This is a genomic window from Mycolicibacterium wolinskyi (genome assembly GCF_002101965.1).
Taxonomy (GTDB): Bacteria; Actinomycetota; Actinomycetes; order Mycobacteriales; family Mycobacteriaceae; genus Mycobacterium; species Mycobacterium wolinskyi.
On the sequence record NZ_LQQA01000006.1, the window covers coordinates 113,616 to 135,799 of the forward strand.

25 protein-coding genes are annotated in these 22,184 nt (G+C 67.1%); 10 read left to right on the forward strand and 15 right to left on the reverse strand.

Translation table 11 applies throughout. From position 1 onward, the window contains the following. Nucleotides 1-61: 61 nt before the first annotated feature. From AWC31_RS04270 to AWC31_RS04300, 7 genes are read right to left on the reverse strand one after another with little or no spacing between them, the layout of a single operon-like run. Entirely contained in the window at nt 62-385 is a 324-nt protein-coding gene (locus AWC31_RS04270; RefSeq protein ID WP_085143015.1) for a hypothetical protein, read from the reverse strand. A gap of 10 nt (nt 386-395) precedes the next feature. After that, nucleotides 396-1,439 (reverse strand): LLM class flavin-dependent oxidoreductase, encoded by a 1,044-nt coding sequence (locus tag AWC31_RS04275; RefSeq protein ID WP_085143017.1) that lies wholly within the window; start codon nt 1,437-1,439, stop codon nt 396-398. Then, a complete protein-coding gene (locus tag AWC31_RS04280) occupies nt 1,436-1,633 on the reverse strand; it encodes a tautomerase family protein (protein ID WP_085143019.1) in 198 nt (65 codons plus the stop codon). Before AWC31_RS04280 ends, AWC31_RS04275 begins: the two co-directional genes overlap by 4 nt. A gap of 1 nt (nt 1,634) precedes the next feature. Continuing rightward, a complete protein-coding gene (locus tag AWC31_RS04285; protein ID WP_085143021.1) occupies nt 1,635-3,122 on the reverse strand; it encodes an aldehyde dehydrogenase in 1,488 nt (495 codons plus the stop codon). Next, nucleotides 3,115-3,843, reverse strand: coding sequence for an alpha/beta fold hydrolase (locus tag AWC31_RS04290; protein ID WP_085143023.1), 729 nt, complete (start codon nt 3,841-3,843; stop codon nt 3,115-3,117). The genes AWC31_RS04285 and AWC31_RS04290 overlap by 8 nt, the downstream gene beginning before the upstream one ends. 4 nt (nt 3,844-3,847) lie before the next feature. Beyond that, the gene (locus tag AWC31_RS04295) at nt 3,848-4,399 is read right to left on the reverse strand and encodes an amino acid synthesis family protein (protein WP_067851705.1); all 552 of its coding nucleotides are present in this window, start codon (nt 4,397-4,399) and stop codon (nt 3,848-3,850) included. Beyond that, the gene (locus tag AWC31_RS04300) at nt 4,396-5,016 is read right to left on the reverse strand and encodes an amino acid synthesis family protein (RefSeq protein WP_085143025.1); all 621 of its coding nucleotides are present in this window, start codon (nt 5,014-5,016) and stop codon (nt 4,396-4,398) included. Before AWC31_RS04300 ends, AWC31_RS04295 begins: the two co-directional genes overlap by 4 nt. 227 nt (nt 5,017-5,243) lie before the next feature. Between AWC31_RS04300 and AWC31_RS04305 the strand changes: the two genes are divergently transcribed. Genes AWC31_RS04305 through AWC31_RS04320 form a run of 4 tightly spaced genes read left to right on the forward strand, consistent with a single transcriptional unit; the run spans nt 5,244 to nt 8,448 of the window. Continuing rightward, complete coding sequence (locus AWC31_RS04305) at nt 5,244-6,830, forward strand: BCCT family transporter (RefSeq protein ID WP_085143027.1); 1,587 nt, start codon at nt 5,244-5,246, stop codon at nt 6,828-6,830. Between the two features lie 15 nt (nt 6,831-6,845). Then, nucleotides 6,846-7,274, forward strand: coding sequence for an ester cyclase (locus tag AWC31_RS04310; protein WP_067851711.1), 429 nt, complete (start codon nt 6,846-6,848; stop codon nt 7,272-7,274). Further along, a complete protein-coding gene (locus tag AWC31_RS04315) occupies nt 7,271-7,771 on the forward strand; it encodes a flavin reductase family protein (protein ID WP_234790907.1) in 501 nt (166 codons plus the stop codon). The genes AWC31_RS04310 and AWC31_RS04315 overlap by 4 nt, the downstream gene beginning before the upstream one ends. 17 nt (nt 7,772-7,788) lie before the next feature. After that, nucleotides 7,789-8,448, forward strand: coding sequence for a GntR family transcriptional regulator (locus AWC31_RS04320; protein WP_234790908.1), 660 nt, complete (start codon nt 7,789-7,791; stop codon nt 8,446-8,448). An 11-nt stretch (nt 8,449-8,459) separates the two neighbouring features. On the opposite strand, the gene AWC31_RS04325 is transcribed toward AWC31_RS04320, so the two are convergent. From AWC31_RS04325 to AWC31_RS04350, 6 genes are read right to left on the reverse strand one after another with little or no spacing between them, the layout of a single operon-like run. After that, a complete protein-coding gene (locus AWC31_RS04325) occupies nt 8,460-9,224 on the reverse strand; it encodes an HpcH/HpaI aldolase family protein (RefSeq protein WP_085143029.1) in 765 nt (254 codons plus the stop codon). 10 nt (nt 9,225-9,234) lie between these two features. Then, the gene (locus tag AWC31_RS04330; protein ID WP_085143031.1) at nt 9,235-10,185 is read right to left on the reverse strand and encodes an aldo/keto reductase; all 951 of its coding nucleotides are present in this window, start codon (nt 10,183-10,185) and stop codon (nt 9,235-9,237) included. Further along, a complete protein-coding gene (locus AWC31_RS04335; RefSeq protein ID WP_085143033.1) occupies nt 10,185-11,000 on the reverse strand; it encodes an ATP-binding cassette domain-containing protein in 816 nt (271 codons plus the stop codon). Before AWC31_RS04335 ends, AWC31_RS04330 begins: the two co-directional genes overlap by 1 nt. Further along, entirely contained in the window at nt 10,997-11,809 is an 813-nt protein-coding gene (locus AWC31_RS04340) for an ABC transporter ATP-binding protein (RefSeq protein WP_085143035.1), read from the reverse strand. Before AWC31_RS04340 ends, AWC31_RS04335 begins: the two co-directional genes overlap by 4 nt. Before the next feature lie 2 nt (nt 11,810-11,811). Beyond that, nucleotides 11,812-12,750, reverse strand: a complete 939-nt coding sequence (locus tag AWC31_RS04345; RefSeq protein WP_085143037.1) for an ABC transporter permease — start codon at nt 12,748-12,750, stop codon at nt 11,812-11,814. Next, the gene (locus AWC31_RS04350; RefSeq protein WP_110774917.1) at nt 12,747-13,682 is read right to left on the reverse strand and encodes an ABC transporter permease; all 936 of its coding nucleotides are present in this window, start codon (nt 13,680-13,682) and stop codon (nt 12,747-12,749) included. Before AWC31_RS04350 ends, AWC31_RS04345 begins: the two co-directional genes overlap by 4 nt. Before the next feature lie 195 nt (nt 13,683-13,877). On the opposite strand from AWC31_RS04350, the gene AWC31_RS04355 reads away from it, so the two are divergent. The 6 genes from AWC31_RS04355 to AWC31_RS04380 are packed head-to-tail and all read left to right on the forward strand — an operon-like array spanning nt 13,878 to nt 20,227. Then, a complete protein-coding gene (locus AWC31_RS04355) occupies nt 13,878-15,503 on the forward strand; it encodes an ABC transporter substrate-binding protein (RefSeq protein WP_085143422.1) in 1,626 nt (541 codons plus the stop codon). Then, nucleotides 15,500-16,675, forward strand: coding sequence for a sialidase family protein (locus tag AWC31_RS04360; protein ID WP_085143041.1), 1,176 nt, complete (start codon nt 15,500-15,502; stop codon nt 16,673-16,675). Before AWC31_RS04355 ends, AWC31_RS04360 begins: the two co-directional genes overlap by 4 nt. Beyond that, nucleotides 16,672-17,358, forward strand: coding sequence for an SDR family NAD(P)-dependent oxidoreductase (locus tag AWC31_RS04365; RefSeq protein ID WP_085143043.1), 687 nt, complete (start codon nt 16,672-16,674; stop codon nt 17,356-17,358). Before AWC31_RS04360 ends, AWC31_RS04365 begins: the two co-directional genes overlap by 4 nt. Next, nucleotides 17,355-18,437, forward strand: a complete 1,083-nt coding sequence (locus tag AWC31_RS37740) for a four-carbon acid sugar kinase family protein (protein WP_165765909.1) — start codon at nt 17,355-17,357, stop codon at nt 18,435-18,437. The genes AWC31_RS04365 and AWC31_RS37740 overlap by 4 nt, the downstream gene beginning before the upstream one ends. After that, the gene (gene pdxA, locus AWC31_RS37745) at nt 18,434-19,447 is read left to right on the forward strand and encodes a 4-hydroxythreonine-4-phosphate dehydrogenase PdxA (RefSeq protein ID WP_085143047.1); all 1,014 of its coding nucleotides are present in this window, start codon (nt 18,434-18,436) and stop codon (nt 19,445-19,447) included. Before AWC31_RS37740 ends, pdxA begins: the two co-directional genes overlap by 4 nt. A gap of 12 nt (nt 19,448-19,459) precedes the next feature. Further along, nucleotides 19,460-20,227 (forward strand): DeoR/GlpR family DNA-binding transcription regulator, encoded by a 768-nt coding sequence (locus tag AWC31_RS04380; RefSeq protein WP_085143049.1) that lies wholly within the window; start codon nt 19,460-19,462, stop codon nt 20,225-20,227. Nucleotides 20,228-20,231: 4 nt separating this feature from the next. Here the strand turns inward: AWC31_RS04380 and AWC31_RS04385 are convergent, their stop codons facing one another. After that, nucleotides 20,232-20,939: a type 1 glutamine amidotransferase gene (locus AWC31_RS04385; protein ID WP_085143051.1), complete on the reverse strand. Its 708-nt coding sequence runs from the start codon at nt 20,937-20,939 to the stop codon at nt 20,232-20,234. Then, complete coding sequence (locus AWC31_RS04390) at nt 20,936-22,165, reverse strand: Mur ligase family protein (protein WP_085143053.1); 1,230 nt, start codon at nt 22,163-22,165, stop codon at nt 20,936-20,938. Before AWC31_RS04390 ends, AWC31_RS04385 begins: the two co-directional genes overlap by 4 nt. Nucleotides 22,166-22,184: the final 19 nt, after the last annotated feature.

A 22,184-nucleotide genomic window follows, 5' to 3' on the forward strand; every position in this document is an offset into this window, starting at 1 on the left:
GACGCTGTGGTGGGAATTTCCTTGGTATCTCAGCCATTGCGTCGCTTTGGGCGTGTCGCCGTCAGGCACACAGGCCAGGCGCCAGCTCCTCCAGCATCAGGTCGGTGACGGGGCTGTCTGCCAACGGCTTGAGCACCACGCCGTCGGCGATGCCGAGGCGTTGCACGTCGGCGATCAAACCGGCCAGCCCCCGCGGAGTTCCGATGTAGCGCAGCGCATGTCCGGACGGCACACCGTCGAGTGCGGCGAACGCGGCGTGGATATCGCGGTCGATGAGTACCTCGATGTCGAGCAGCACCGGAAGCTCGGGCGCGTCGGCCCGTAGCTTGCCGGCGCGTCGCTGGGCGTCCTGCAGATCGACGGCGTGAATTCTTACCCCATCCATGGCTGGCTCCTCACTGAAACGCCGGGACGACTTCCTTGATGAAAAGCTCAAGGGACTTACGCTTCTCGTCGTGCGGCAGGCTGTTGTCGCACCAGAAGCTGAACTCGTCGACGCCGAGCTCCTGGTAGAACCGCAGGCGCTCGATGACCTCCTCTGGGGTGCCGATCATCGCGGTGCGGTGCAGTGACTCGAGCTCGAACTCGGGCCGCTCGGCGAACTTGGATTCCGGGCTGGGCTCCAGGAACCCGTTGACCGGGGTGGTCTTGTTGCCGAACCAGGCGTCGAACGTGCGGTAGAACTTCGAGATCGCCTCGGCGGCCGGGCGCCAGCCGTCCGGATCCTCGGCGGCATGAACGTGGGTGTGGCGCAACACCATGAGCTGCGGTCGGGCCACCTCGGGATGGTTCTCGACCGCGGTATCGAATTTGCGCTTGAGGTCGACGACCTCTTCGTCGCCCTTCATGAGCGGGGTGACCATCACGTTGCATCCCTGCGCGACCGCGAAGTCGTGGGAATCGGGATCGCGCGCGGCGATCCACATCGGCGGCATCGGCTGCTGCACGGGTTTGGGCACACTCGTCGATGTCGGGAACTGCCAGATGTCGCCGTCGTGTGCGTAGTCGCCCTGCCACAGTTTGCGCACGGCAGGCACCAGCTCGCGCAGGTATTTGCCGCCCTCGGAGGCAGGCAGGCCGGGCATCATCCGGTCGAACTCGATCTGGTACGCGCCGCGGGCCAGCCCGACCTCCATGCGGCCGTTGCTGATCACGTCGAGCAGCGCACACTCACCGGCGGCCCGGATCGGATTCCAGAACGGCGCGATGATGGTGCCCGCACCGAGACGGATCGTCGTGGTCTGCCCGGCCAGATAGGCCAGCAGCGGCATGGGGCTCGGCGAGATCGTGTACTCCATGGCGTGGTGCTCGCCGATCCACACCGTGCTGAACCCACCGGCCTCGGCCATCAGGGACAGCTCGGTCAGATTCTCGAAGAGCTCGCGGTGGGACACCGATTCGTCCCAGCGCTCCATGTGGACGAACAACGAAAATCTCATGATTGCTCCTTCATCTCGGCGATCGTGAGATCGCCTGTGGCCCAATGGGTCCGGGGCACTTCGCGGACGATGACGCGGATGTGCTCGGGTTGGGTGCCGACGGTCCGCAGCACGGCCTCGTGCACCTCGTGCATCATGGCGCGGATCTGCTCGGGCGAACGGCCTTGCGCGATGGTGACTTCGACGTTCGGCATGTCAGCTCCGCATCACGAACGGATCGGGCACCGGGCCCTCGTCGGTGTTGATCCACACGCTCTTGAGCCGGGTGTATTCCTTCATGGTCTCGGTGCCGTGCTCGACGCCGACGCCGCTGCTCTTGAACCCCTGCCGCGGCGACATCGGGGACATCGCCCGGTAGGTGTTGACCCAGATGGTGCCGGCATCGAGGCGCCCGGCCATCCGGTGCGCCCGGGCCAGGTTGGTCGTCCACACGCCCGCGGCCAGGCCGTACTCGGTGTCGTTGGCCAAGGCCACGACCTCGTCCTCGGTGTCGAACGGCATGATCGCCGCGACCGGGCCGAAGATCTCTTCGCGGACCACCCGCATCTGGTTGTTCACGTCCACCAGAACCGTTGGCTCGTAGAAGAACCCGCCCAAGCCGCCGTCGGTGGCACGTCCGCCGGTGAGCACCCGCGCGCCTTCCGACCGCCCGAGATCGACGTAGGAGGCGACCTTGTCGCGCTGGTCCTCGAACGCCAGCGGGCCGAGCTCGGTGGCATCGTCGAGCGGATTTCCCATCCGGATGCTGCGGGCCCGCTCCGACACGCGTTCCAGCAGTTCGTCGTAGATCGCGCGGTGCGCGAACACCCGGCTGCCCGCGATGCAGGTCTGTCCCGCGGCCGCGAAGATTCCCGCGACCACACCCGTCGCGGCGTTGGCGACATTGGCGTCGTCGAACACGATGTTGGGGGACTTGCCGCCCAGCTCCAGCGTCGACCCGATGAACCGGCCCGCCGTCGCCGACGCGATCCGTGACCCGGTCGCGGTGCTGCCGGTGAACGAGATCTTCGCCAGCCCCGGGTGATCCACGAGCGGCTGGCCCGCCTCGGCCCCGAATCCGGTGACCACGTTGACCGCAGCGGGCGGGAATCCGGCCTCGATCACGAGCTCGGCCAGTTTGAGCACGGTCGCCGAGGTGTACTCGGACGGCTTGATCACGACGGTGTTCCCGGCACACAACGCCGGGGCCAGCTTGCTGGTGGTCAGCGTCAGCGGCGAATTCCAGGGCGTGATCGCGCCGACCACGCCCAGCGGCTCGCGCACCGTGTAGTTGAGGACCTGCCGGTCCGAGGTGGGGATGACATCGCCGTGGATCTTGTCGGCCAGACCGGCGTAGTAGTAGTAATACTCGGGCAGCGTCGTGAGCTGGCCGCGCATCTCGCGCAACAACTTTCCGTTGTCGAGCGATTCGGAGCGTGCGAGTTCCTCACCGTGCTCACCGATCAGGTCACCGAGACGGCGCAGCAGGTGCCCGCGCTTGGTCTGGCTCAGATCGCGCCACCGCGGGTCGTCGAAGGACTCGGTGGCCGACGCGACGGCCGCATCGATGTCGGCGGCGTTGCCGCGCGCGGCTTGATAGAGCACCTCGCGGGTCGCCGGATTGGTGCTCTCGAAGTACTCCCCGGACGACGGGGCGACCGGTTCGCCGCCGATGAAGTGTTGCAGTTTCGGGGATTCAGACATGGACGGACCTTCCGATGAAAGAAGTGAGGGCGTCGGCGAGTTCGCGTGGGCATTGAACCGGGAGCATGTGGCGGGCACCGGTGACAACGACGGCTTCGCACTCGGGTATGGCCGCCGGGAGCCGATAGGTCATGTCCGGGGTGGAGCCGGGATCGTCGGATCCGGTGATCGCGAGCGCGGGCACGCCGATGCGGCTCAACTGTGGTGCGATCTCGGCATCCGCGGTGGCGAATACGCGGTAGCAGTTGACGAAGCTCGCCGGATCGTTGGCCAACAGCGTCGCTTCCGTGCGTGCGACGTGCTCGGGGTCGACGTCGGTGCCGTCATACCAACGGCGCAGGGACGCAGCCGCGCTCGCGGCGAAATCCTGCTCAGCCGTGCGAAGCCGGCCGAGGACCGCGGCCCGCTCCTCGTCGGTGCGCCGGCACACCGAACTCACCGACGTCAACGACGCCACCAGCTCCGGGCGGTGCACCGCAAGGTGCTGGGCGACGAGGGCGCCGAGGGAGAACCCGACCAGGTGAGACCCGGCCGGGATCTCGTCGGCGACGCCATCGGCCAAGTCCGCCAACGTCACTCCCGCGGGAGCGGCCGGCCGGGCGCCGTGTCCGGGTAGGTCAGGTGTAATGACCTCGAAGCCGGGCAGCAGTTCGGTGACCGGGCCCCACACGGTGTGGTCCAAGCCCACTCCGTGCAGGAACACAAGCGTCGGCCGGGACATCGGCTTACTTCTCGCTGCTGAGCGGTGCGAGGCGCTGCTGCGGACGGCCCTGTGACGCGGCGGCGAGAGCGATCACGATCTCGTCGGCATGCGGCGCGTCGGCGATGCGCACCTCCACGGTCTGATGGTGTGACCGGATGGTGGCGTCGGTGATGTGCTTGAGCGGGATGTCGAAGATGACACCCGCCGGGCCGCGCTTCTCGACCGCGGGCAGCAGGGTCGTGGCGTTGGCGGCCTTGCGGAAGTGATCGCCGAACTTCAGCGTGTGGATCAGGCCCGAGCCGTGCTCGATCTCGCCGTTGAGCCCGACGATCGCGGCCTTGCCGTAAGCCTCGGCGGGCTCTTCGAGCGCCTCGAGTACCAGCGGTGCCAGCAGGGCGCCGAGATCGGACGCGGTGCTGTCGATACCAGGCGCCAGATCCTCCACGAAACCCTGTCCAGCCCATGGGTTCTCGATCACAGCGGCGACGATGGCGACGCGCGCCGGCGGATTGACCTCACGACCACCCTCGGTACGGATCTCCTCGACCACGGTGACGATCTTGCGCAGTTTCATGACAGGACACTCTCCAGACTCTTGACGGTGACGGCGGGGTCGGTGGTGCGGTCCCCGATGCGGGGATGGGGCCGAGGGCCGGTTGACCCGGCAGCGATGATGACGATCTCGTCGGCGCGCGGACCGTCGGGCACGCGGGTGCTCACGGTCTGATAGTGGCTGCGTGTCGCGGCATGGGTTTTGTGCCAGAGCGGGACGACGAGCGGGTCGCCGGCATCGGCCCGGGCGTCGGCGAAGCAGATGATCGATTCGCCGTCGAGGAACTCGCGCATCAGGTTGCCGAAGTACGGCGTGTGGATCAGGGCGCCGCCATGCTCGATCTCGCCGTCGAGCCCGACGATCGCGGCCTTGCCGAATGCCTCGACAGCATCGACGCCGCCGAGCGTGTCGATGAGGCGGCGCGTCACCAACTGAGCCAGCACCGGGGCGATGCGGGCCACCTCCGGCGACAGATCACGTGCCGGGCCGGTGCCCACCCACGGGTTGCGCACCACGGCGGCGACGCTGGCTTGCAGGGCCGGACAGGCAGGTCGCACTCCGGCCTCCGTCACCACGGTTTCGCGGTACACCACGACCTTGCGGAGTCCAAGGCTGACGCCGGAGATGCGCTCTTGCATGCCACAGACGATAGTTTGCGACTGTGATGTAGGTCAAGCGCTCACGGTGCGCTAGCCGGCAGGCCGGCGGTCGGATGGCTTGGGGCGACGTAAAATCGCAGTAAAAACGCAGTTCGAGTGGGCACTCGGCGATCGTGCGACCGGGAAGCCGTTGACACTGCTTTGTGACTGCGCTTACATTCTGTTGTATGCCAGTACTTGCTCGGCGACGTTCCCGGGAGCTCCCCATGACAAGTGACCTCAGCGCAACGCCCGCTGCGCCCGCAGCCGCGGAGAAACCGCCTCGGCCATCCGGGCGACTCGGATCGGTCTTCTGGACGTCGGTGGCGATCTCGGCCGTGTTCGTCGTATGGGCCGTGCTGTTCACCGAGAACCTCAACAAGGTGACGGCCGCGTCGCTCAACTGGGTGACGGGCAGCTTCGGCTGGCTCTACCTGGTCGTGACGCTGGGCATCCTGGTGTTCCTGGTCTTCCTCGCGTTCAGCCCGTACGGCGATACGCGCCTCGGCAAGGACACGGACCGGCCGGAGTTCAGGACGATCACGTGGCTCGCGATGATCCTGAGTGCGGTGATGGGCATCGGCCTGGTGTCCTACGGTGTCGCCGAACCGATCTCACATCTGACCACACCACCGCACGGGCTCGCCGAGCCCGGTACGCCGCAGGCCGCGGTGCGGGCACTGCAGTACTCCTACTTCGACTGGGGCTTGCACGCCTGGGCGATCTTCGCGGTTTTCGGTCTCGCCATTGCCTATTCGACGTATCGCATGGGCCGTCGCACGCTGGTCAGCCAGCTGTTCACCCCGTTGCTCGGCGATCGGGTCAACGGGCCGATCGGTAAGTTGATCGACGTCCTCGCGGTGTTCGCGACGCTGTTCGGCACCACGACTTCCCTTGGGCTGGGCGCACTTCAGGTCAACAACGGCCTCTTCTCGCTGTTCGGTGTCCCGGTCAGCAATGCCACCCAGGTCGTCATCATCGCCGCGGTGACCGCGATATTCACGATGTCGGCGGTCACGGGGGTGAGCAAGGGCATCAAGTTCCTCAGCCAGGGCAGCACGGTCATGGCGGTGGCGCTGTTCGTCTTCATGCTTATCGTCGGGCCCAGCGTGTTCATCGCCAACCTCTACATCGAGTCGCTCGGCACGTGGGCAACAGATTTCTTCCGGATGAGCCTGCAGGGCACGGCCTTCGGCGACCTCGAATGGATGCAGTGGTGGACCTACTTCATGCTCGCGTGGTGGGTGTCGTGGGGAGCCTTCGTCGGGGTGTTCCTGGCGCGAATCTCGAAGGGCCGCACCATTCGTGGGTTCATCGTCGGTGTGCTGGTGGTGCCGAGCGTCGTCTTCTTCACCTGGTTCACGGTGTTCGGCGGGGCGGCCATCCACATCGACATGTTCGAGGGCGGCGACATCGGCGAGCAGACCGCCGCCGATATCAACAGTGCGTTCTTCGCGACGCTGGCACACTTCCCGCTCGCATCGGTGACCTCGGTCGTCGCCATCCTGCTGGTGCTCATCTTCTTCATCTCCGGCGCGGACGCGAACACCTTCGTCCTGGGCATGATGACGAGCGACGGAACCCTGACACCGCGGCGCGGCGTGCTCGTCCTGTGGGGGGTGCTCACCGGCATCACGGCGGTGGTGCTCATGTTCGCGGGCGGCCTGAACGCGCTGCAGAACACCGTGATCGTCGCGTCACTGCCGTTCCTCATCATCATCGCGTGTCTGGCGGTGTCGTTCTGGAAAGACTTGATCGCCGACAACCGCCACACGACGCCGCAGACCCCGCTCGTCGAACTCATCGACGATTAGCCGAAAGGAAAAGCCATGACCGACAATGATTCCCGCCGCGCCCGCATCACGTCCGCATGGGAGGCGGCGTGGGACCGGGGCGACGTGGACGCATTCGACGACCTGCTCGCCGGTGGGTACCGGCGCATCAGCGGCACCGGAACCAGCCACGGGCGTGACGAGTTCAAGGCTTCGATCACCGCGACCCGCTCGGCGTTTCCCGATCTGCTGACGGTCGTCGACGAGGTGGTGGTGGAAGGCGACCGGGCTGCCATCCGGTGGCACAGCACCGGCAGCCACGAGCACTCGTTCCTCGGTGTGCCCGCCACCAAACGCCAGGTCGAGGTCAGCGGGGCTACCTTCGCGCGCTTCGAAAACGACCGAATCGTCGAAGAGCACGTGACGTGGGATCCCCGCGCACTGCTGACCGCGCTCGGCATCATCGCGGTGGGGCAGGACCGGTGACCGCACCCGTAGTGCCCGACCTGGACCTGATGAAGCGGGTCAATCGGCAGTTCGTCACCGGGGTCACCGTCGTCACGGCGCTGGACGGGGACAAGCCCCGCGGCCTTGCCGTGAACGCGTTCGCCAGCATCTCGCTGGAGCCGCCCACGGTCATGGTCGCGGTCCAGCACACCTCGTCGACCCACGACTGTCTGTTCCGCGCCGGCCATCTCGCGATCAACATTCTGTCGACCGACCAACTCGATGTGGTGAATCGCTTCGCGGCGAAGTCCGACGACAAGTTCTCCGGCCTCGACTGGCGTCCGGGGCCGTTCGGCAGCCCGCTGATCGACCGCAGCGCCGCGACCATGGAGGTCGAGATCCGCGAACGGCTGCAGGCGAGCACCCACACCGTCTTCATGTGCCGGGTGGTCCATGCTTCGGTCGGCGATCGTGACCCGATGGTCTACAGCGCCGGTAGGTTCTTCGATGGCGGCAGCCTGCCCGCATTGGGATAGCGACGTAGGGAGTGGCGGTGAGCAGCAGTAATGGCTCGATTCAGGGTCGGCTGATCGAGGAGATCCGCCGCCGGATCATCGCCGGGGAGATCTCGCCGGGCGTGAACATCTCCGAGCTTGCGATCGCCGAAGAGTTCGGCGTGTCCCGCACCCCGGTCCGCGAGACCTTTAAGCAGCTGCAGACCGAAGGACTCATCGAGATCCGGCCGCGCGTCGGCACATTCGTCACCACGCCGTCGCGACGCGAGATCACCGAGCTGTTCCAGATGAAGGAACTGCTCGAGGGTGCGGCGGCCCGGCTGCTGGCGCAGCGCGGCCGGGTACCCGAGATCGACAAGCTGGAGGAAAACCTCCGCCAGGCCGACCACGCCGTCGCCAATGACGACCGGGCCCGCTACGCCGAACTCGTCGAGGAATTCCACGATCTGCTGATCGTCGGCGCCGACAACAACAAGCTCGAGGCGCACTACCGCATGCTCATGAACCAGCTCGCCTACGCACGGCTGGTCCACACGTCGCTCAGTCAGCCCGGCCGTCCACTGCAGTCGGACCGGGAGCACCACGTCGTGTTGGACCTGATCATCGCCAAGGACGGCGACAGCGCCGAGCGGGTGATGCGCGAACACGTGCGGGCCAGCAGGCAGGCATTGCTCGCGGGCTTGGGCGACACGATCTAGCCGGCGCCGGACTATTCGCCCTTCGCGGCCTTCAAATGCGCGGCTGAGGCCTGCTTGAGGTGGACCAGGTCGGAGGCGACGGTGGCGAAGGTGTAGCCCTCGGCCAGTCGCTTGGCCGCTGAGGCCCCGTCGGGATTGTGGATTCCTGCCGCGATCCCGGCGTTCTCGGCGGCGACCCTGATCCGTTTGACCGCCGCCTCGAACTCCTCGGCAACTGCTGGGTCCTGGGACGTCGCTCCACCGATCGCCAGTCGCAGATCCGACGGGCCGACATAGATGCCGTCGAGTCCGGGGACGCGGCAGATCTGCTCGACATTCGCCAGACCGCCGGGTGTTTCGATCATTGCCAGCACCACGGTGTCACGGTTGGCCTCGGCGGGTACCGGCCCGATCCGCAGTTGTGAACGCATCGGTCCGTACGAACGGATGCCGGCGGGTGGATACGTCGCGGCCGCTACGGCGCGCGCGGCCGCCTCGGCGTCATCGACCATCGGGACGATGACGCCGGCCGCCCCGGCGTCGAGCGCCCGGCCGATCGCGGTGGCGTCGTTGGCTTCCACCCGCACCAGGCCGACCGCTGAGCCCGACGCGTCGATGGCCGTCAGCCCGGCGACCATGCCCGAGTATCCGATCAGGCCGTGCTGCAGATCGAGCGCGATGTAGTCCCAGCCGACGTGCGCGAGCCATTCGGTGGAGACCGGGCTGTCGATCACCGACCAGTACCCGAGCAGCCGCTGCCGATCCCGGAGCCGGGCCGCGAATTCCTGTGCACGCATCGATCGATACCTATCGGTTGTAGTTTGGCATCGGGCCGCGCAGCGCGGAACCCACGTCGTCGCAGGCCGCCACCACGTCGTCCGTCAGCGGGCCCTTCGACACCGCAGCGATATTCGATTGCAGGTGGCTGACTTTCGAGCCGCCGAGCAGTATCGGCCCGGTCGCCGGTTTGGACACCAGCCAGCGCAAGGCGAGTTCGGTGAGCGGTAGGCCGGCCTTGTCGGCGACGATGCCCAGCGCCTCGATCGCTTCGAAAATCGCCGTGTTCCAGTAACGCTGCTTGTACATCTGGGCCAGGCGCGAGTCGCCGAACCGGCCCTCGGCGGGCTCGGTGCCGAAGGAATGCCTGCCGGTCAGCAGACCCCCGCCGAGCGGGTTGTAGACGACGGTCGTCAGGCCCGTCACAGCGGCGAACTCGACGTATTCGTCCTCGATACGCCGCGCCAGCAGGTTGTAGAGCTGTTGTGCGGCAACCGGCCGCGGTGCACCCACGGTGTCGGCGACGTGGTTGAGCTCCGCGATCTGCCACGCCGCGTAGTTCGAAACGCCGAGTGCGCCGATCTTGCCTTCGCGTACGAGTTCGGCGATGGTTTCGAGGGTTTCGGCGACTGGGGTCGCGCGATCGGGCTGGTGAAGATAGAACAGATCGACGTGATCGGTCTGCAACCGCGAGAGGCTGCCGTCGATGCCGGCACGCAGCCCGGCCGCCGAAAGTGGTGCGTGGTCACCGGCGTCCGGGTGCGGGATGCCCGCCTTGGTCGCCAGCGTGACTTTGTCCCGGCGGCTGCGCAGTAGTTCGGCCAGGATCCGCTCGGACTCACCGCCGGCGTAGCCGTTGGCCGTATCGATGTGGGTGATTCCGGCATCGAGCGCGGCGTCGAGCATCGCCGCGGCACCGTCGGCATCGACGGTGTCGCCGAATGTCATCGTGCCGAGAACGAGTGGGCCGAGGTCGAGCATCAAGCAACTCCTTTGAGCAGGTGCCGGGGTTTTAGGCCGGTCATGGTGGTCGGATCGAGCGCGGCCGCCCGCAGCGCCTGAGTGTAGGGCTCGGCCGGATGTGCCAGAACGTCTGCGGTCACGCCGGTTTCGACGAGGGTGCCCGACGACATCACGATGATGGTGTCGCTGATCTCGCGGACGACGCCGAGGTTGTGGGAGATGAACAGGTAGGTCAAACCGGTGTCGCGCTTGATCTCGCGCAGGAGCTCGAGCACCTGCGCCTGTACCGACACGTCGAGCGCGCTGGTGGCCTCGTCGCATACGAGCAGCTCCGGTTCGCTCGCGAGGGCGCGGGCGATCCCGATGCGCTGCCGCTGACCGCCCGAGAACTCGGCGGGCTTGCGCTGTAAGGCGGTGGAGGGCAGGCCGACGCGATCGATCAGTTCGGCGGCCCGCTTCTCCCGGGCGACACGGCTACCGATACCCCTGAGCCGCAGGGGTTCGGACACGATGTCGACGGCATTCAGGTGCGGATCCAACGACCCGTACGGGTCCTGGAACACCATCTGGATGCGCGAGCGGTACGGCCGAAGCGCACGCTCGGAGAGCTGGGCGATGTCGGTACCGTCGACCCGGATATGGCCCGAGGTCGGAGTCACCAGCCGGACGATCGCCTTGGCGATCGTCGATTTACCGCAGCCGGACTCGCCGACGACAGCGAGCGTGGAACCCTTCGGCACGTCGAAGCTCACCTTGTCGACCGCGCGGAAAACACCTCCGGCGACGGGGTATTCGACGACGAGATTCTCGACTGAGAGCAGTGGTGTTGTCACGCCGGGACTCCCTGTCGTACTTGGTCACCGAGCCGGGGGACGGCGGCGAGCAGCTTGCGGGTGTAATCGCTTTGCGGGTGACAGATGAGATCCTCGGCGCCACCGGACTCGACGAACCGGCCGTCCTTCATCACCAGGATGCGATCGGACATCAGCCGGGCCACGCCGAGGTCGTGGGTGATCAGCAGGATGCCGACGCCGGTGTTCTCCTGAACTTCGAGCAGCAGGTCGAGGATGCTGGCCTGCACGGTCACGTCGAGTGCGCTGGTCGGCTCGTCGGCGACGATGAGCTCGGGGCCCGCGGCCAGTGCGGTGGCGATCAGCACGCGTTGCAGCATGCCACCCGACAGCTGATGTGGGTACTTGCCCAGTTGCGTTTCGGGCCGGGGGATTCGCACCTGCTCGAGAAGTTCTACGGCTCTTGCTATTTCGCGGGTCTTCCCGCGGATACCGCTGTGGCGGATCGCATCGCGCAGTTGTGACCCGATGCTGTGCACGGGGCTCAGCGCGGTCATCGGATCCTGGGGGATGAGCGCGATGTGTCGGCCGCGTACTTTCTCGAGAGCCTTGGCGTCATCCAGAATATTGTTGCCCTGGAACGAGACTTTTCCCGACAGCACGGCGAGATCGGCGGGCAACAAGCCGAGAATGCCCATTGCCGTGGTGGATTTGCCGGAACCGGATTCACCGATGATCGTGACGGTTTCGCCGGGATCCATGGTGAACGACACCCCGTCGACCGCGCGGATCACCCCGGCCGCGGTGATCAACTCAACCTGCAATTCGTCGACCTTCAACAGGTTTCCCATGCTCAGCCTGCTTTCTTGGAGAGCGGAAGTCGTTTGAACAGACCGAATTTGAACCCGCTTTGGCGGTCGCGCAAACCGTCGCCGAGCAGATTCACCCCGATCACCAACAGCGCGATGACAAGCCCGGGCAGGGTCACCAGCCACCATGAGGTGGTGACGTAGTCCTGGCCGTCGGAGATGATGCGGCCCCACGTGGCGAACGGCCGTTGCGGCCCGGCGCCCAAGTAGCTCAGCGCGCTCTCCAACAACACGGCCTGCGCCAGGAGAAGGAGCACCACCAGTGACACCTGCTTGACGACATTGGGGATCACGTGCCGCAGCAGGATGGCGAACCCGCCGAGACCGAGCACGCGGGCCGCTGCGACGTAAGGCTTTTCGCGTTCGACGAGGCACAGCGACCGCGTCAGGCGCGCGATCTCGGGCCATTGGGCGATCGCGATGACGAACGTGATGACCGGGATGGACGGGCCGAACAGCGCCACCACGAGGAGCAGCATCATGAGCAGCGGAAGCGACAGCTGCGCCTCCAGCAGCCGGCTCACCACGGTGTCGACCCAACCGCCCCAGTAGCCGGCCGCCGCTCCGAGCGCCAGACCGATCAGTCCCGACACCACCACCGCGAGGATGCCGACCGCCAGCGACACCTGCCCGCCGTACAGAACGCGGGCCAGCAGGTCGCGGCCGAGCTGGTCGGTGCCGAACAGATGTCCGTCGGTGAGCGGGGGAAGCCGTCGTTCCCCGAGGTGGGTGGCGTCGGGCGACGGCAGCGGCAGTAAGCGGGCAAATGCGACCGGCAGGATGACCAGCAGGGTGCAAATACTCCCCACCCAGATCTTGACCCGGCTGTCGCGCTCCCGGCGCGTGGCGCCGGCGCGGGCGATGTCGCGGGGCGTGACCGCAGACGGGCGAGGTTCGGTGGGCGGAGCGATGACGGTGGTCACTTGGCAGTTCCTTTCCCGAGTCGAACGCGCGGATCGAGCAGTGGGTAGCAGAGGTCGACCAGGAGCTGGACGAGGACCGCGAGGACCGCGGTCACCAGGACGGTCGCCTGGATCAGCGGATAGTCACGGGTCTCCAGCGCACGCACAACCAGCGAGCCGACTCCGGGCCAGGCGAACACCACCTCGACCACGACGACGCCGTTGAGGAGTGAGGCGAAGCGCGTGCCCAGTGCGGTCAGCACCGGAATCGCGGAGTTGCGCATCGAATACCGCCAGATCAATTCGCGCTCGGAGACACCGCGGGCACGGGCGACCGTGACGTACGGCGACGTGAACGCACCGAACATCTCGCGGCGCACGAGGCGCGAGATCAGGGCGATCTGCAGGATCGCGATCGTCACGGTCGGCAGCACCAGGCTCGACCAGGTTGCGAACCCTGCGGTCGGGAAGATCGGGATCAGCACCGCGAACACCGTGATGAGCATGAGCCCGGTCCAGAAGTCGGGCATCGATTGGCCGGCGATCGTGACCGCGTTGGCGCCGAGTTCACGTCGGGTTTCGGCGTGGCGCGCCATCCACACCCCAAGCGGCACCGACACCACGGTGGTCAGCAGGATGGAGGCGATCGCGAGCGTCATGGTGTACGGCAGCCGGTCCAGCACCACGTCGAAGGCGGGTGCCTGGAACGAGTAGGACGTCCCGAGGTCCAGGTGCAGCAGGCCCTGCAGGTAACGCAGGTACTGGACGAAGACCGACTGGTCCAGGCCCATGGTGCTGCGGATACGTTCGATGTCCTCGCTCGTCGCCAGCGGCCCGGCCATGGCGTAGGCCGGGTCTCCCGGCGCCAACCGGATGAGGACGAACACGGTGGTGAGGGTGAGGAAGACCGCGAGTGCGCTCTGGCCGAGGCGTTTTGCGATGTAACGCGGCAGTAGGGCCGACGCCAACCGGCCGCCGACGGTGTGTGAGGGCGCTGCGATGAGCTGCTGAGTCATCGCACGCCCGCATGCAGTGGCGAAAAGTTCATCATCGACCTTTCTGTTACACAGCTCACAATGACATGGTTGCGTATTGTGCGCAAGTACTTGTTGACACTTGCGCGCTATGCGCAACACGACTACAGTCCGATGTGTCAACCATCACACCGACCCTTGTTCGCAGCCTGGAGGCCGACGGTGACCAAATCTCCTTTGGATCAACAGTTCTCGCGCCGCACGCTGCTACGGTCCAGCCTGTTGGCCGGCGCCGGGTTGGCATTCGGCGGGTCGCTGGCAAGCTGTGCCACCCCGACCGGCACACCGGGGCCGACGACCATGAGCCTGGGCCTCAACCGGTCGCTGGTGAGCCTCGACAACAAGCTCAACCAGTTCGACGCCGCTCTCACCGTGCAACGCGGGGTCCGTCAGGCCCTTACCGAGATCGACCGCGACTTGCGCCCGCAACTCGTCCTGGCCGACCAGTTCAGGCTCACCTCGCCGACACAGTGGTATGTCCGCTTGCGACCCGGAGTGCGGTACTCCGATGGCTCGCCGGTACGGGTCGAGGATGTGTCGACCGCACTCAAGATGTACAGCGAGGTCGACGGGTCCTTCGTCGCCGGGTTCTTCCCCGAGTTCCCCACAGTCGAGGCGATCGATGACACCAGTTTCACGCTGAACACCGTGCGTCCCGTGCCGGTCCTGGACTACCTCATGTCGAACATCCTCATCACCCCCGCGGCGGCGAACAAGCCGGAAGAACTACAGAGCGGGGTCGGGACCGGCCCGTACGTCGTCACCGAAAGCAACCGCGGGGCCGGGACGTACACCCTGGTGCGCAACGAAAACTACTGGGGCGCACCGGCACATGTCGAATCGGTGCGGGTGCGCTTCATCCCCGACGAAACCAGCCGCGTCGTCGCGTTGCGCAGCGGGGACATCGACGTGATCGACTCGATCACGCCCGATTCGGCCGACCAGCTCGACGGGCTGTCCGGCGTGGCCATCGACCGGGTCGACGGGGTTCGCCTCAACCAACTGTTCTTCAACTTCCGCAAGCCGCAGGGGCATCCGATCGCCGACGTCAGGGTGCGCCGCGCGCTGACCTACGCGATCGACGGCAAGTCGCTCATCGATGAGGTCATGCAGGGTTCGGCCACCGCATCGCGCGGGGTCATCCCGCTGACCCTGGACGGAGCCATCGAAACCGGTGAATACACCTACGATCCGCTGCGCGCCCGCGCCGAACTGGATGCGCTCGGGATCCACGATCTGGACCTCAAGATCATCTGGGAATCCGGCGAATTCGCCGCGGACACCGACATCATGGAATCCCTGGTCCAGATGCTCGGCGCCGCGGGTGTGCGGGCGAGGCTGCAGCAGTTCGAACCGGGCGGCGACATCATGCAGTGGCGGCAGGGCAAGGCAGGCGACTGGGACATCCTGGGCAACGGCTTCCCCAGCCCCACCGGCTTGGCATTGACAATCATGCAGGGCATGTACGCCGGAACCGCGGAGAAGGAAGCGACCCGCGACAGCTACCACGGTTACGTGTTCCCCGAGATCACCGCCATCATCACCCAGGCCTCCGAGGAGCCCGAGCCCAAACGCCGCGCGGCACTGCTCGCCGACGCACAGCGACGGATCTGGGACACCTGCCCGATGCTGTGGTCGTTCGTGCCGAAGGCCGTCCTGGCGCGTCGGACCCGCATCGAGGGTATCGCCCTGCGCCCCACCAATTCCTACGATCTGACGGCGGTATCGCTGCACTCATGAACACACCACTCACGACCACCGACGGCGCCGTCCGCCCGACCGACGAACCCGGCCGCCGTCAGGCGCTGCTGCCGGCACCGCAGGTCCAGAACCACGCGGCGAATCTCGCGGTCCTGCCCGACGGAACGCTCGCGTGCGTGTGGTTCGCGGGTACCCAGGAAGGAGTTCCCGACATCAGCGTGTGGATGTCGCGGCTCGACGGCGACGCGTGGTCGTCACCGGTGCAGCTGTCCGACGATCCCACCCGGTCCGAGCAGAACCCCGTGCTGCACGTGACCGAATCCGGTGCGGTGTGGCTCATGTGGACCTCGCAGCACGCGGGCAATCAGGACACCGCGCGGGTGCTGCGCCGCATATCGACCGACGGCGGCGCGAGCTGGGGCCCGGTGCACACGCTCATACCGGAGACCGACGAGGGTGGCGTGTTCATCCGTCAACCCGTCGTCAGGCTTCCGAGTGGGCGCCTGCTGTTGCCGGTCTTCCACTGCGTGAAGGTGCCTGGCCACAAATGGGTCGGCGACCACGACTACAGCGCCGTGATGGTCTCGGACGATTCCGGCGAATCCTGGCGGGAGGTAGCGGTTCCCGGCAGCACCGGATGCGTGCACATGAACATCGGCCGGCTATCCGACGGCACGCTCGTCGCGCTCTACCGCAGCCGCTGGGCCGACGCCGTCTACCGCAGCACCTCGACCGATGACGGCGAGACGTGGACCGCCCCGGTGCCCACCGAGCTGCCGAACAACAACTCGTCAATCCAGTTCGTGGTGCTTCCCGATGACCGGCTTGCCCTGGTGTTCAACGAATCGAGCGCCGACGACGCCACCGACCGGCGGACCTCGCTGTACGACGAGATCGACGATGACGGTCTGGCCGATGCCGCATTGGCGCCCGTGCAGCCCAACGAGCACGTCGGCCGCGCATTCTGGGGTGCGCCGCGGGCACCCATGACCTTGGCGATCTCGGCTGACGCCGGCTTGACCTGGCCGATCCGGCGCAACATCGAGATCGGCGACGGCTACTGCCTGTCGAACAACTCCCGCGACGGGCTCAACCGCGAGTTCTCCTACCCGACCATCACCGCGGCAGGCGGCTTGCTGCACATCGCGTTCACGCGCTTCCGTCAAGCCATCGAGTACGTCGAACTCGCCGACGACTGGGTCGGCGGATGACCACACCGCCGACGGCCGTGGTCACCGGTGCCAGCTCGGGCATCGGTGCGGCCACCGTCCGCAGCCTGCTCGACGACGGCTGGCACGTGGTCGGAGTGAGCCGCCGTGACCCGTCATCGGAGCATGGCCGATTCGACTGGCTCGCAGCAGATCTCGACGACTTCGGCCAGCTGCGTGACAGTCTTGCCCGGATTGGTCCGGTCGACGCGGTGGTACATGCCGCAGGCTTGCAGCGGTCGTCCGCGCTTGGGAAGTTGAACGTCGAGGACGGCCTGGCGATGTGGCGCGTACACGTGGCGGCGGCAGAGGTGCTCGTCGACGCGCTGGCCGATCGCATACGCGACGGCGGTCGTGTGGTCCTGGTCGGCAGCCGCACCATGACCGGCAACGCCGGTAAAAGTCAGTACGCCGCAACCAAATCCGCGCTCGTCGGCATGGCCCGGTCCTGGGCCGCCGAGCTCGTCGGCAGGCAGATCACCGTCAACGTCGTCGCACCCGGGCCGACCGACACCCCGATGCTCAACGACCCGGCGCGCCGCAACACACCACCGAAGCTGCCGCCGATGGGTCGCTTCGTGGGCCCCGACGAGGTCGCCGGACTGATCGGATTCCTGCTCGGCCCGTACGGTGCGAGCATCACCGGGCAGACGATCGTTCAATGCGCGGGAGTGTCGCTGTCATGACGGCCATTCACGTCCTCGCCGACGATCTCTCGGGTGCCGCCGAGGTGGCCGGAGGTTTCCTCGGCCGTGAATCGGACCTGGTCTTGCGCTTGGGCGACGGCCCGAATTCGGCAGTCGTGACAGTTGTCGACCTGAACACCCGCACCATGACGGAATCCGACGCCATGCGCACGGTCGGCGAAGCACTCGACGGTGTTGCGGCAGGCACCCGCGTCGTCAAGAAGATCGACTCGTTGTTGCGCGGGCACATTCGCGCCGAGGTCGCGGTGCTCGCCGAACGTGGACCGGTGACAGTCGCCGTCGCCCTGCCCGCCTTGCAGCGTCGCACCGCCGGAGGAGTGCTGTATGTCGGCGATACGCCGTTGCATGAAACCGATGCCTGGCATGCCGAACGCAGTGGCCCGCCGCGCAGTGTCGCCGAACTGTTCGACGGCCTGACCGGCGTCACGGTCCGCGACGCCGCCACCGACGCCGACCTCGACGAGATCGTCGAAGCCGGCGGTCCGGAAATCCAACTCGTCGGAACCGCGGCGTTGGCGGCCGCCGTCGCACGTACCCTGCCGGTCGCCGCGACGCCGAGCATCCCGCGACGGTCCGCGCGTGCGGTGCTGACCGTGGTGGGTACCGCAGCGCACGTCGCGCAGAAGCAGATCAGCGAGCTCGATCCGGCCGGGATCGCCACCGTGGTGATCGACTCCCGCGCGCTATTACACGACAAGGCCGACCCCGAACCGGTACACCGGGCGCTGGAGCGCGGCGCGGCCGTGGTCACGGTCGGCGGGCCGGTGGAACCCGCTGAGACGTCGGCTGTTTCGCGTGCGCTCGCCGCGTTCGTCGCGGCCGTGCAGGCCCATACGCTGCCCGATCTTGTGCTCACCGGTGGTGAGACGGCCAGGGCAGTCGTCGACGCGATCGGGATCAGCTCCTTGCGTCCAGTGCACCAGATCCATCACGGCGCTGTCGTTTCCGTGGCACCCGATGGCCGGCGCGTCGTCACTCGCCCCGGCAGCTTCGGCGACACCGACAGTCTGGCCGCCATAGTCCGCTACCTCACCGAACGAAATGAGGAAGACTCATGACATCACCCCAACCCCCCGTCATCGCCGTCACCATGGGTGACGGCGCCGGGGTCGGCCCGGAAGTGGTGGTGCCGGCGTTGCTCGACGAATACGTGCTGACCCGGTGCAACCCCGTCGTGATCGGCGACGCCAAGCGGTTACGGCAGGCGGCCGGGATCCTCGGAATCGACGTGCGGATCAACACCGTCGCCTCGCCCGCGGACGCTGTTCCGCAACCCGGCGTCATCAACGTCATCGACCTCGACCTGCTGCCCGCCGACCTCGAATGGGGCACACTCTCGGCGGCAGCAGGCAACGCCGCGTACGAATACATCAGGGTCGCAGCCGAACTCGCGGTTCGCGGTGAGGTGCAGGCGATCTGCACCGCACCGCTGAACAAGGAGGCGCTGCACGCGGCCGGGCACATCTACCCGGGCCATACCGAGCTGCTCGCACACCTGACCGGAACCGACGAGGTGTCGATGATGCTGTCGACACCGAAACTCAAGGTCATCCACGTCACGACCCACATCGGGCTCATCGATGCGGTCGCCAGGATCGAGCCGGGGCTCGTGGAGCGCACGATCCGCCGCGGGCACGACGCGCTGGTGCGATCGGGCTTGGCACACCCCAAGATCGGGGTGTGCGGCATCAACCCGCACGCGGGCGAGAACGGCCTGTTCGGCTACGGCGAGGAGGAGCAGAAGATCATCCCGGCCGTCGACAAACTCAAGGCCGAGGGCCTCGACGTGCACGGACCGCTGCCCGCCGACACGGCGTTCTTCCTGGCCGGCCGCGGCGATTACGACCTGATCGTCGCGATGTACCACGACCAGGGGCACGGCCCGGTGAAAGTACTGGGCATCGAGGCAGGCGTGAACATCACCGTCGGGTTGCCGGTCATCCGCACCTCGGTCGACCACGGCACCGCATTCGACATCGCCGGCAAAGGAATCGCCGAACACGGCAGTATGATCGAGGCGCTCCGCCAGGCTACGGAGCTGGCAACCAGCACAGCGACTGTGAGGTAACCGGGTAAACACATGGCCATCCGCGAGTCGCAGGCCCGCCGGTCCGAGATCGTCCGGCTTGCCAGGTCAATCGGGTTGGCCAGCGTGGAGGAACTCTCGGCACAGTTCGGTGTCACCGCATCCACGATTCGTCGTGACCTCAGCCAGCTCACCGCGCAGGGATTGATCGCGCGTACCTACGGCGGAGCCATTCCGCTGGACCAGCAACCGGAATCCTCGCTACGCCAACGGGCTTTGGAGGGCTTCGACGCCAAGCGCGCCATCGCGCGGTGGGCCGCCGACCAGGTGCGGTCCGCTGAGACGATCCTGCTCGACGCCGGCACGACCGTCGGCGCGATGGGCCCCTTCCTGACCGACCGGCGCGACCTTGTGGTGGTGGCGGCCGGGCTGACCGTGCTGGAAGCGCTGGCCGACGCCGACGACGTCCGGGTCGAGTGCATCGGCGGGACCCTGCGGCATCTGAGCCAGGGCTTCATCGGCCCGCTCGCCGAAGCCACGCTGCAGCGACTGACCTTCGATCGTGCCTTCCTCGGCGCCGACGCCGTCACGGCCGACCTCGGGATCTGCGAAGCCGAGCTCGTGCAGACGCGGCTCAAAGAGATCATGATCGAGCGGGCCGGCCAGGTTTACGTGCTCGCACACGCCGAAAAGCTCGGCCAACGCCCGTTCCACGCCTGGGCACCCATTCCGCCCGGGGCCACGCTTGTCACCGACTCCACCGCAGGCGATGAGCAGGTGCGCCCTTTCGAAGACGCGGGCATCACGGTTGTGCGGGTCTAGGGTCCTAGACCCGGCGCGGCGCCGCCAACCGTTCGCGACGCAGCAGATCCACCTCGGGTAGCTCGAGGGGCGGGAGCTCGCCCACGACTCGCGACAGCAGATGGTCGGCGAGCTCGGGATTGCGGGCCAGGCACGGGCCGTGGAGATAGGTGGCGATGACGCTGCCCTGCACCGCACCGTCGTAGCCGTCGCCCGCCCGGTTGCCCGCACCTTTGGTGACGGCGGCCAGCGGCCGCGCATCCGAGCCCAAAATCGTTCCGCCACGGTGGTTTTCGAAGCCGGTGAGCGGTTGGGTGAGCCCGGCGAGCAGCGGCTTGGAGGCGACCTCGCCGATGGTGCGGGACTCCTGCGGTGAGGTGGTGACGTCGAGCAGGCCAACGCCGTCGACGCGCTCACCGGCCGAGGTCTCATACCAATGCCCGAGCACCTGGATCGCCGCACAGATCGCCAGCACGGGTGCACCGCGTTCGGCCGCGCGCTGCAGGCCGGGGTAGCGGATCAGGTGTTTGGTGGCCAGCCGCTGGGCGTAATCCTCTGCGCCGCCGAGGGTGTAGAGGTCGAGCGAGTCGGGCACCGGCTCGGAAAGGGTGATCTCGACGATCTCGGCGTCGATTCCGCGCAGCCGCAGCCGCTGCCGCAACACGACCGCGTTGCCGCCGTCGCCGTACGTGCCCATCACGTCGGGGAGCACGAGACCAATTCGCACCGTCATGAGATCCGTCGATTCAGTTGCAGGAACGCCGTGTAGTTGGCGATGACCTCGACGTGGCCGGGCGGGCACGAGTCGATCGCGGCGACGGTGTCGTGCACGAGGGAATGCTCGACACCGGCGTACCCGAGCCGGACCGCGAGATCGGTGCCCCGCTCACCGGCCGCGACAACCTGCGTGTCCTCGAAGTGCTCGAAGCGCACATCCCACAACCACGAGAGATCCTCACCGTCGGGCACCTGACCGTTGACCGAGATGACGACGCCTGCGCCGTGTTTGTCGACCATCGACAGCGCTTCCTGCCAGCCTGCCGGGTTCTTGGCCAGCAGGATGCGGGCGGTGTGCGAACCGACCTGCACGGTGCGATAGCGGCCTGCGACCTCGTCGACCCGCGACACCGCGGCCACCGCCTTGGCCGGGTCCGCGCCGAGGGCGACGGCCGCCGCGACGGCCTGCGTGGCGTTGCCGCGGTTGACGGTGCCCGGCAGCGCCAGCGTCATCGGGAGTACCAGGCCGTCGGGACCGTGGATGTGGGTGTCGTCGAACCACCAGTGCGGGCTGGGGCGTTTGAAGTCGGATCCAGTGGAATACCAGCCCCGGCTTTCCCCGCCATCACGCACGATGATCTCGCCACTGCGCGGGCAGCTCACCGAGTCGTTCGCCCAGCCGCCACCGGCCGCGACCCAGACCACGTTGTGGCTGTCGTAGGCCGCCGACGTCATCAGGACGTCATCGCAGTTGGCCACGATCACCGCGTCGGGATGCCGGGCCAGCCCGGCCCGCAGGGTCCGTTCGATGTGGTTGATCTCACCCACGCGGTCCAGCTGATCCCGCGACAGGTTCAACAGCACGATCACGCTGGGATCGACCGCATCGGACACGTGCGGCACGTGCATCTCGTCGACTTCCAGTGCGGCCAGCTCGGCATCCCTGGCCCCGGCCAGCGCCGCGACCAAACCGGCGTCCATGTTGGCGCCCTCGGAATTACTGGCCACCGGGCCGAGCGTGGCCAGGGCCGCCGCCGTCATTCTGGTGGTCGTGGACTTGCCGTTTGTCCCGGTCACGACCACGGTGCGACGGTCTCGGCCCAATTGACGCAGGATCGAGCGGTCCAGCGTCATCGCGACCAAGCCGCCGATCATCGCGCCGGCGCCGCGGCCGGTGACCCGCGACGCCCAGCGTGCGGTTGCTCCGGCGGCCAGTGCGGCGCGCCCACGGACGGTCAGCATTCCCGGGATTTTAGGGGCC

What these genes read in the sequence shown, in the direction of transcription:
- AWC31_RS04310 (WP_067851711.1), top strand. Translation starts at nt 6,846, where the DNA reads ATGACCGACAATGATTCCCGCCGCGCCCGCATCACGTCCGCATGGGAG.
- AWC31_RS04390 (WP_085143053.1), bottom strand. Translation starts at nt 22,165, where the DNA reads ATGCTGACCGTCCGTGGGCGCGCCGCACTGGCCGCCGGAGCAACCGCA.
- AWC31_RS04290 (WP_085143023.1), bottom strand. Translation starts at nt 3,843, where the DNA reads ATGTCCCGGCCGACGCTTGTGTTCCTGCACGGAGTGGGCTTGGACCAC.
- AWC31_RS04295 (WP_067851705.1), bottom strand. Translation starts at nt 4,399, where the DNA reads ATGAAACTGCGCAAGATCGTCACCGTGGTCGAGGAGATCCGTACCGAG.
- pdxA (WP_085143047.1), top strand. Translation starts at nt 18,434, where the DNA reads ATGACATCACCCCAACCCCCCGTCATCGCCGTCACCATGGGTGACGGC.
- AWC31_RS04340 (WP_085143035.1), bottom strand. Translation starts at nt 11,809, where the DNA reads ATGGGAAACCTGTTGAAGGTCGACGAATTGCAGGTTGAGTTGATCACC.
- AWC31_RS37740 (WP_165765909.1), top strand. Translation starts at nt 17,355, where the DNA reads ATGACGGCCATTCACGTCCTCGCCGACGATCTCTCGGGTGCCGCCGAG.
- AWC31_RS04270 (WP_085143015.1), bottom strand. Translation starts at nt 385, where the DNA reads ATGGATGGGGTAAGAATTCACGCCGTCGATCTGCAGGACGCCCAGCGA.
- AWC31_RS04280 (WP_085143019.1), bottom strand. Translation starts at nt 1,633, where the DNA reads ATGCCGAACGTCGAAGTCACCATCGCGCAAGGCCGTTCGCCCGAGCAG.
- AWC31_RS04325 (WP_085143029.1), bottom strand. Translation starts at nt 9,224, where the DNA reads ATGCGTGCACAGGAATTCGCGGCCCGGCTCCGGGATCGGCAGCGGCTG.
- AWC31_RS04285 (WP_085143021.1), bottom strand. Translation starts at nt 3,122, where the DNA reads ATGTCTGAATCCCCGAAACTGCAACACTTCATCGGCGGCGAACCGGTC.
- AWC31_RS04385 (WP_085143051.1), bottom strand. Translation starts at nt 20,939, where the DNA reads ATGACGGTGCGAATTGGTCTCGTGCTCCCCGACGTGATGGGCACGTAC.
- AWC31_RS04300 (WP_085143025.1), bottom strand. Translation starts at nt 5,016, where the DNA reads ATGCAAGAGCGCATCTCCGGCGTCAGCCTTGGACTCCGCAAGGTCGTG.
- AWC31_RS04380 (WP_085143049.1), top strand. Translation starts at nt 19,460, where the DNA reads ATGGCCATCCGCGAGTCGCAGGCCCGCCGGTCCGAGATCGTCCGGCTT.
- AWC31_RS04355 (WP_085143422.1), top strand. Translation starts at nt 13,878, where the DNA reads ATGTGTCAACCATCACACCGACCCTTGTTCGCAGCCTGGAGGCCGACG.
- AWC31_RS04360 (WP_085143041.1), top strand. Translation starts at nt 15,500, where the DNA reads ATGAACACACCACTCACGACCACCGACGGCGCCGTCCGCCCGACCGAC.
- AWC31_RS04305 (WP_085143027.1), top strand. Translation starts at nt 5,244, where the DNA reads ATGACAAGTGACCTCAGCGCAACGCCCGCTGCGCCCGCAGCCGCGGAG.
- AWC31_RS04275 (WP_085143017.1), bottom strand. Translation starts at nt 1,439, where the DNA reads ATGAGATTTTCGTTGTTCGTCCACATGGAGCGCTGGGACGAATCGGTG.
- AWC31_RS04365 (WP_085143043.1), top strand. Translation starts at nt 16,672, where the DNA reads ATGACCACACCGCCGACGGCCGTGGTCACCGGTGCCAGCTCGGGCATC.
- AWC31_RS04330 (WP_085143031.1), bottom strand. Translation starts at nt 10,185, where the DNA reads ATGCTCGACCTCGGCCCACTCGTTCTCGGCACGATGACATTCGGCGAC.